Source organism: Streptomyces sp. NPDC059564, from assembly GCF_042735575.1.
In the GTDB taxonomy this organism is placed as follows: Bacteria; Actinomycetota; Actinomycetes; order Streptomycetales; family Streptomycetaceae; genus Streptomyces.
The window spans coordinates 1-7,766 of the sequence record NZ_JBHWBP010000357.1 but is presented as its reverse complement, the minus strand read 5'-3'; the positions used below and the strand labels follow the sequence as shown (position 1 = coordinate 7,766).

8 protein-coding genes are annotated in these 7,766 nt (G+C 72.8%); 2 read left to right on the top strand and 6 right to left on the bottom strand.

Going from position 1 to position 7,766, the window contains the following annotated elements; genetic code table 11:
• Window positions 1-36: 36 nt before the first annotated feature.
• From mshC to ACFV0Q_RS34890, 4 genes are all read right to left on the bottom strand, one after another.
• Complete coding sequence (gene mshC, locus ACFV0Q_RS34905; RefSeq protein ID WP_385011037.1) at window positions 37-1,266, bottom strand: cysteine--1-D-myo-inosityl 2-amino-2-deoxy-alpha-D-glucopyranoside ligase; 1,230 nt, start codon at window positions 1,264-1,266, stop codon at window positions 37-39.
• A 110-nt stretch (window positions 1,267-1,376) separates the two neighbouring features.
• The gene (locus ACFV0Q_RS34900) at window positions 1,377-2,213 is read right to left on the bottom strand and encodes an SCO1664 family protein (protein ID WP_385011040.1); all 837 of its coding nucleotides are present in this window, start codon (window positions 2,211-2,213) and stop codon (window positions 1,377-1,379) included.
• Complete coding sequence (locus ACFV0Q_RS34895; protein ID WP_385011035.1) at window positions 2,177-2,767, bottom strand: DUF3090 domain-containing protein; 591 nt, start codon at window positions 2,765-2,767, stop codon at window positions 2,177-2,179. Before ACFV0Q_RS34895 ends, ACFV0Q_RS34900 begins: the two co-directional genes overlap by 37 nt.
• Before the next feature lie 76 nt (window positions 2,768-2,843).
• A complete protein-coding gene (locus tag ACFV0Q_RS34890) occupies window positions 2,844-3,551 on the bottom strand; it encodes a histidine phosphatase family protein (protein ID WP_385011033.1) in 708 nt (235 codons plus the stop codon).
• Between the two features lie 80 nt (window positions 3,552-3,631).
• Here ACFV0Q_RS34890 and corA point away from each other — a divergent pair, with 80 nt between their 5' ends.
• Window positions 3,632-4,597 (top strand): magnesium/cobalt transporter CorA, encoded by a 966-nt coding sequence (gene corA, locus ACFV0Q_RS34885; protein ID WP_385011038.1) that lies wholly within the window; start codon window positions 3,632-3,634, stop codon window positions 4,595-4,597.
• A gap of 5 nt (window positions 4,598-4,602) precedes the next feature.
• Here the strand turns inward: corA and ACFV0Q_RS34880 are convergent, their stop codons facing one another.
• A complete protein-coding gene (locus ACFV0Q_RS34880; protein ID WP_385011031.1) occupies window positions 4,603-5,397 on the bottom strand; it encodes a ferritin-like domain-containing protein in 795 nt (264 codons plus the stop codon).
• A 223-nt stretch (window positions 5,398-5,620) separates the two neighbouring features.
• Window positions 5,621-6,670, bottom strand: coding sequence for an LLM class F420-dependent oxidoreductase (locus tag ACFV0Q_RS34875; RefSeq protein ID WP_385011029.1), 1,050 nt, complete (start codon window positions 6,668-6,670; stop codon window positions 5,621-5,623).
• Window positions 6,671-6,779: 109 nt separating this feature from the next.
• Here ACFV0Q_RS34875 and ACFV0Q_RS34870 point away from each other — a divergent pair, with 109 nt between their 5' ends.
• On the top strand, window positions 6,780-7,763 hold the full coding sequence (locus ACFV0Q_RS34870) for an aldo/keto reductase (RefSeq protein WP_385011028.1): 984 nt from the start codon (window positions 6,780-6,782) through the stop codon (window positions 7,761-7,763).
• The last annotated feature ends 3 nt before the right edge of the window (window positions 7,764-7,766 follow it).

Below are 7,766 nucleotides of genomic sequence, written 5' to 3'. Positions count from 1 at the left end.
GTCTGGGGCGGAGCCCCAGGAGCCCCGCGCCGCGGGTTACAGGGCTACGCCCAGGAGGGCGTCCACCGTGCGGGAGACCAGGCCCGGGGCCGATTCGTCGGTGGCGTCCGAGGCGAGCTGGACCTCGACCCAGCGGTCGACGGCCGCCAGCGCGGCGGGGGCGTCCAGGTCGCGGGAGAGGGCCTCGCGGACCTCCTCGACCAGCGCGTCGGCCGGTACGCCGTCCGGGCGGGAGACGGCCGCCCGCCACCGCTCCAGCCGGGCCACGGCCTCGGCGAGGACGGCGTCCGTCCACTCCCAGTCGGCCCGGTAGTGGTGCGACAGCAGCGCCAGGCGGATCGCCGCCGGGTCGACCCCGGCCCGCCGCAGCGCCGAGACGAAGACCAGGTTGCCCTTCGACTTCGACATCTTCTCGCCGTGCAGCGCGACCATCCCCGCGTGGACGTACGCCTTGGCCATCGGGAACTCGCCCGTCAGGACCTGCGCGTGCGAAGCGCCCATCTCGTGGTGCGGGAAGACCAGGTCGGAGCCGCCGCCCTGGATGTCGAAGCCCATGCCCAGGTGGTCCAGGGCGATGGCGACGCACTCGATGTGCCAGCCCGGCCGGCCGCGGCCCAGCGAGCCGCCGTCCCAGCTCGGCTCGCCCGGTCGCGCGGCCATCCACAGCATCGGGTCGAGGGGGTTCTTCTTCCCCGGCCGGTCCGGGTCCCCGCCCCGCTCCGCGGACAGCATCCGCATCGCCTGCGCGTCGAGGTGCGAGACCCCGCCGAAGTTCGGGTCGGACTCCACGGAGAAGTAGACGTCGCCGTCCAGCTCGTACGCGGCACCCGCGTCCCGGAGCCGCTCGACCAGCGGCACGATGCCGGGTATGGCCTCGACGGCGCCGATGTAGTGCTGCGGCGGCAGCATCCGCAGGGCGGTCATGTCCTCGCGGAAGAGGGCCGTCTCGCGTTCCGCGAGCTCGGTCCAGTCGTGCCCGTCGCGCAGCGCCCGCTCCAGGAGCGGGTCGTCCACGTCCGTGACGTTCTGGACGTAGTGAACCTGCCGCTTGTTGTCGAGCCACACGCGCTGCACGAGGTCGAACGCGTTGTAGGTCGCCGCGTGACCGATGTGCGTCGCGTCGTACGGGGTGATCCCGCAGACGTAGATACGGGCGACGGGACCGGGGTCGAGTGTGATCGTCCCTTGGGTCGCGGTGTCGTGGATCTGGAGGTCGCGGCCCTTGCCAGGCAGGGCGGGGACCTCAGAAGCGGGCCAGGCATGCATGCCTCGAGACTAACCGGACGAGTGTTCCGGAAACGAACCGGAGCAGCACTGTTGGCTTGATCGACACTCTTGCGATCTGGCCGGATCTGTGCGTCCCCCGTCGTGGCCGCTCAGACCGGTGGCCAGGGGATCGCCGGCCACTGTCCGGACGGCTTCGGGTGCGTCCCTTCGCGCAGCATCTGGGCCACACGGCCCCGTACGGCGGCCAGCTCGACCGGCGTGATCAGTTCGCCCAGCCGGGTGGCGAGCGGGCCCCCGTCGGCCAGCCGGTCCGCGAGGGAGCCCAGCACCTCGCGGGCCTCTTCGGTGAGCGGCTCCCCCGCCCAGCCCCACAGCAGGGTGCGCAGCTTGTCCTCGGTGTGGAAGGTCACTCCGTGGTCGATGCCGTAGAGCCGCCCGTCGGGCGCCGGAAGCAGGTGGCCGCCCTTGCGGTCGCCGTTGTTGATCACGGCGTCCAGGACGGCGAGGCGCCGCAGCCGGGGGTCGTCGGCGTGCACGAGCAGGGCGGTGCGGCCCTCCCCCACCTCGGCGAAGGCGACCGCCTTCCAGCCCTCCCCGGCCTCCTCGCCCTCGACGAGCGCGAGCAGCCCGGACTCCGGCGATTCTCCGGCGTCGATCCAGTGCTGGACCATGCCCTCCCCGTACGGGCCCTCGCGCAGCACCGTCGCCGGTACGAGGCCCCAGCCGGTGGCCTCGGAGACCAGGTAGGCGGCGACCTCGCGGCGGGCGAGGTTGCCGTCGGGGAAGTCCCACAGCGGCCGCTCGCCCCGGACGGGCTTGTAGACGCAGTCCGCGCTGGTGCCCTCGTAGGCCACCGTGCACAGCAGGACGGCGTTGGACGCCTCGGCGATGCGGCCGCGGACGGTGAGCTCACCGCGGGTGAGCAGCTCCTCGATCGGGGTCACGGGGCTCACGCCTGGCGCCGGTACCCGTTCTGGCGGGGGCAGACGTGCCCCTCGGGGTCGAGGGGCAGGCTGCACAGCGGGCACGGCGGGCGGCCCGCGTTGACCACGTCGAGGGCCCGCTTGGCGAAGGCGCGGGCCTGGGCGCCGGAGAGCCGGACCCGCAGCATCGGCGGGCCGTTCTCCTCGTCCTGCAGGAGCCGCTCCTCGGCCTCGGCGAGGTCCTCGTCGGAGTCGGCGTCGAGTTCGACGAGGGCCTGGGCCTCGACGATCATCCGCTGCTCCTCGCCGTCCCAGGCGAGCGCCATGGTGCCGACGCGGAACTCCTCCTCGACGGGGACGTCGAGGGGGGCGGTGTCCGCGGCCTCGGTGGAGGCGACGGCCGGGACCGGGGCGTTGCCGCCGGTGCGCCGTACGACCTCGTCCAGCAGTTCGTCCATCCGCTCGGCGAGCGCGGCGACCTGGGTCTTCTCCAGGGAGACGCTGGTGATCCGGACGCCCGAGGAGGCCTGCAGGAAGAACGTACGGCGTCCAGGCAGACCGACCGTGCCGGCCACGAAGCGGTCCGGCGGGTCGTAAAGGAACACCTGACGGGGCACGACCGGTCTCCAAGTCTGAGGCAGGGCAGGGCTGCGCGCGTGGGGGGGCGCTCTGCCACCCTACTGCGCCGTTCGATCAGGCCGCGCCCGCGCCGCCGCCCACGACGGCGTTGCCGCCGTCCTCGGTCGTGGTGTCGGCGGACGGGGCCGCCCGGGGGAACAGCGGGGAGAGGTCTCCGGTGTCGCCGAGGCGCAGCAGGAAGGGGCGGGTGGGTGTGTAGCGGATCGCGGTGACCGAGCAGGGGTCGACGTGGACCCGCTGGAAGAGGTCGAGGTGCATGCCGAGGGCGTCGGCGACGAGGGACTTGATGATGTCGCCGTGCGAGCACATGAGGAAGGCGGCGTCGCTGCCGTGCTCCTCCTCGATGCGCGCGTTCCACTCGCGTACGGCGTCCACGGCGCGGGCCTGCATGGCGCGCATGGACTCGCCGCCGGGGAAGGAGGCGGCGGAGGGGTGCTGCTGGACGATCTTCATGAGGGGTTCGTCGGCGAGTTCGGAGAGTTTGCGGCCGGACCAGTCGCCGTAGTGGCATTCGCCGATGCGGTCGTCGGTGTGGAGCGCCAGTTCCGGGCGGGCGGCGAGCAGCGGGGCGAGGGTCTCCCGGCAGCGCTGGAGCGGGCTGGTGACGGCGGCCGCGAGCGGCAGCCCGTCGAGCCGTCCGGGCAGGGCGGCGGCCTGGGCCGCGCCGTGCTCGTCCAGGCTCACTCCCGGGGTCCATCCGGCGAGCACGCCCGCGGTGTTGGCGGTGGACCGCCCGTGTCGTACGAGGATCAGCATGGCCATGGGGAAAGCCTATGTGGTGGAGCCGGTGTGCGGGCGGGCCCCGGTCAGGGAAGAATGCCCGCGTGATTGTGGACTGCGCGATGTACCGGGACGGCCGCCGCTCCGAAGCGCCCGAGGACTTCTCGGACGCCCTCGACGAGGCCCGGGCCTCGGGCGACGCCTTCGTGTGGGTGGGCATGCACGAGCCGACGGAGCGGGAGTTCGACCACGTCAGCCGGGAGTTCGGGCTGCACAAGCTGGCGGTGGAGGACGCGCTGACGGCGCACCAGCGGCCGAAGCTGGAGGTCTACGACGATTCGCTGTTCGTGGTCCTCAAGCCGGTGATGTACGACGACGACACCGACACGGTGACCACCGGCGAGCTGATGGTCTTCATCGGCGACTCCTTCGTGGTCACGGTCCGGCACGGCGAGGGGGCCGCGCTGACCGCCGTGCGGCACCGGCTGGAGCAGGAGCCGGACGTCCTGCGGCACGGCCCGACGGCGGTGCTGTACGCGGTGTCCGACGCGGTGGTGGACCACTACATCGAGGTGGCGGCCGAGCTCCAGGCGGACCTGGAGGAGCTGGAGGCGGAGGTGTTCGCGCCGAACCCCTCGGAGTCCAAGAACACCGCGGCCCGGATCTACGGCTTCAAGCGGCAGGTGCTGGAGTTCCGCCGGGCGACGAGCCCGCTGCTCCAGCCGATGGACCGGCTGGCCTTCGGGCAGGTGCCGTTCGTGCACGAGCACGCCCAGCCGTTCTTCCGTGACGTCGCCGACCACCTGACGAAGGCCAACGAGTACATCGAGGGCCTGGACCGGCTGCTGTCGGACGCGCTGGCCGCGCACCTGGCGCAGATGGGCGTCCGGCAGAACGACGACATGCGCAAGATCTCCGCCTGGGCGGCCATGGCGGCCGTCCCGACGATGGTGGCGGGGATCTACGGCATGAACTTCGACCACATGCCGGAGCTGCGGCAGGGCTGGGGCTATCCGGCGGTGGTGGTGCTGATGGCGGCCATCTGCGCGGGCCTGCACCGGCTGTTCAAGCGGCGCGGCTGGCTGTAGGCGCCCTACGCGTACCCGGGCGCGGGGGCGGAGGCGGGTACGGGGCCCAGCGCGTCGCGCCGCTCCGGCGGGCGCAGGCGCACCATCCGGTGCCAGCCGCTGAAGCGCTCGTACGCGTACACGCCGCGGATCCCGGCGGCCAGCGCGGCGGCCTTGGGCGCGGGCCAGCCCAGCAGCCTCCCCATGTGGTCCATGACGGCGAGGCCCACGTCCCGGTAGACGGCGATCTCGGCGAGCGCGCTCTCGCGCAGCACCCGCTGGATGGTCCGGCCGTGTCCCTCGCGGGCGAGGCGCAGCAGTTCCTCGTGGCAGTAGGCGAGGTGGTTGTCCTCGTCGTTGCTGATCATGCGGACGGCCTTGCCGATCTCGGGGTGGCCGCCGAAGTGGCGGACCAGCATGACCATCTGCTCGGAGGCGCGCTGTTCGGTGACCCGGCTGTGCGCGAGGTAGACGACGATGTCCCGCTCGGTGAGCGGCTCCTCGCGGCGCAGCTTGTCGTGGGCGAGGCCGATGCCGCGGCGCTCCAGCAGCATCGTGTAGTCGGCTTCGGGCGGGACGGGGACGGGGTGCAGGCCGCGGTTGCGCAGCAGGGCCCGGAAGATCCGGCCGTGCTTGTCCTCGTCGGCGCCGTGCCGGGTGATCTTGGGTGCCAGGTCGCGCATGCCGTCGGGTACGCGGGCGGCGATCCGGGCGTTCTCCCAGCCGCCCTGGGACTCCCCGCTCGCGGCGATGGAGCAGAACAGCTGGAAGGAGTCGTCGTGGTCGACGATCTCCTGGAACAGGCTGCGGGCAGAGAGCATGCAACGAGTCAAAGGCGGATCCACCGGGCGGGCAACCGAGGGGTCGCCCGCGCTCGGCCGAATGAACGACCCGGACGGGTCCTCCCCGGGGCGTAACCCCGGGGGCGGGCCGCGCGTTGTTGGCTGTGTCGGCCGTGGCGGGGAAGACCCCCCGAGCCCCCACCACGGCCGCAGAGCCTTTTTCCGGACGCGGGCCGCCGAAGCGGCGCCCGGGCCCTCCGCGTCAGGCCAGGCCGGCCAGGGCGAGGGCCTCGGTGCCGGCCCGCAGGGCGGTGAGCCGCTCCTCCAGGGTGAAGCCGGCCGGGGCGAGCGTGAGCGTGGTGACCCCGGCGTCCGCGTAGGCCCGCATCCCGTCGGCGATCCGCTCCACGGAACCCAGCAGGGTGGTCGAGTCGATCAGCGAGTGCGGCACCGCGGCGGCCGCCCCGTCCTTGTCGCCGCCCAGGTACTTGGACTGGATCTCGGCGGCTTCCTTCTCGTACCCCATGCGCTGGGCGAGCTGGTTGTAGAAGTTCTGCTTCGGGCTGCCCATCCCGCCGACGTACAGGGCGGTGTAGGGGCGGAACATGTCCGCGAGGGCGGTGACGTCCTCGCCGACGGCCAGCGGCACGGTCGGGCAGACGTCGAAGCCGTCCATCGTGAGCCCGGCCTTCTCGCGGCCCGCGCGGATGTGCCGCAGGGCCGTCTCCTCCAGGTGCTCGGCGGCCGGGAAGATCAGCAGGGCGCCGTCGGCGATCTCGCCGGTCTGTTCGAGGTTCTTCGGGCCGATCGCGGCGATGTAGAGCGGGATGTGCTCGCGCTCGGGGTGCACGGTCAGCTTGAGCGGCTTGCCGGGGCCGCCGGGCAGCGGGAGGGTCCAGTGCGCGCCCTCGTAGGAGAGGCGCTCGCGGCTCATCGCCTTGCGGACGATCTCCACGTACTCGCGGGTCCGGGCGAGGGGCTTGTCGAACTTCACCCCGTACCAGCCCTCGGAGACCTGCGGGCCGGAGACGCCGAGGCCGAGCCGGAAGCGGCCCTTGGTCAGGGAGTCGAGGGTGGCGGCGGTCATCGCCGTCATCGCGGGCTGCCGGGCCGGGATCTGGAAGATCGCCGAGCCGACGTCGATGCGCTCGGTCTGGGCGGCGACCCAGGCGAGCACGGTGGCCGCGTCGGAACCGTAGGCCTCGGCCGCCCAGCAGACGTCGTAGCCGAGGCGGTCGGCCTCCTGGGCCACGGCGAGGTTGTCGGCGTCCATGCCCGCACCCCAGTACCCGAGATTGATGCCGAGCCGCATGTTGTCGTCCCCTTACGAAGTGCCGGTTTACCGATCAGTAACGTGGGTCTGCGGGGGACTGTAGCGCGCCAGGCCGTCCCGCGTCAGTGCCCCAGTAGTCTCAGCGCTCATGGAGCAGAGGCATCTCGGCCGCACCGGACTGCGCGTCTCCCGGATCGGCCTCGGCACCCTGACCTGGGGCCGTGACACCGGCGAGGAAGCCGCCGCCGAGCAGTTGAAGACGTTCTGGGACGCGGGGGGCACGCTCGTCGACACCGCCGACGTGTACGGCGGCGGAGAGGCGGAGTACCTCCTCGGGCAGCTGGTGGGCTCCCTCGTACCGCGCCGGGACCTGGTCATCGCGACCAAGGCGGGCAGCGTGCCGGACCCGGACCGGCGGTTCAACGGCTCGCGCGGGCACCTGCTGGCCGCTCTGGACGACTCCCTGGACCGGCTGGGCACCGACTACGTGGACCTGTGGCAGGTGCACGCCTTCGACCCCCGGACCCCGTTGGAGGAGACCCTCCAGGCGCTGGACCTGGCCGTCAGCAGCGGCCGGGCGCGGTACGCGGGGGTCTCCAACTTCAGCGGCTGGCAGCTGGCGAAGGCGGCGACCTGGCAGCTGGCCGCGCCCGGGGTGCGGACGCGGCTGGCATCGACGCAGATGGAGTACTCGCTCCTGCAGCGGGGCGTGGAGCGGGAGGTGCTGCCGGCCGCGCTGGACCTGGACGTCGGCCTGCTGCCGTCCTCGCCGCTGGGCCGGGGGGTGCTGACGGGCAAGTACCGGGACGGGACCCCCGCCGACTCGCGGGGCGCGTCGGAGTCCCTGGCCGCCTTCGTGGACCCGTACCTGGACGAGGCCGCCGGGCGGATCGTGGACGCGGTGGTGACGGCCGCGCAGGGCCTGGCGGTCACCCCGCTCCAAGTGGCCCTCGCCTGGATCCGGGACCGGCCGGGGGTGGTCGCCCCGATCGTCGGCGCACGGACGTCGGCGCAGCTCGGGGCGGCGCTGTCGGTGGAGGCCCTTAGTCTTCCGGAGGAGATCTGCCGGGCGCTGGACGACGTGTCGGCGCCCGTGCACCGCTATCCCGATCAGGACTGGAGCACGCTGTGAGTA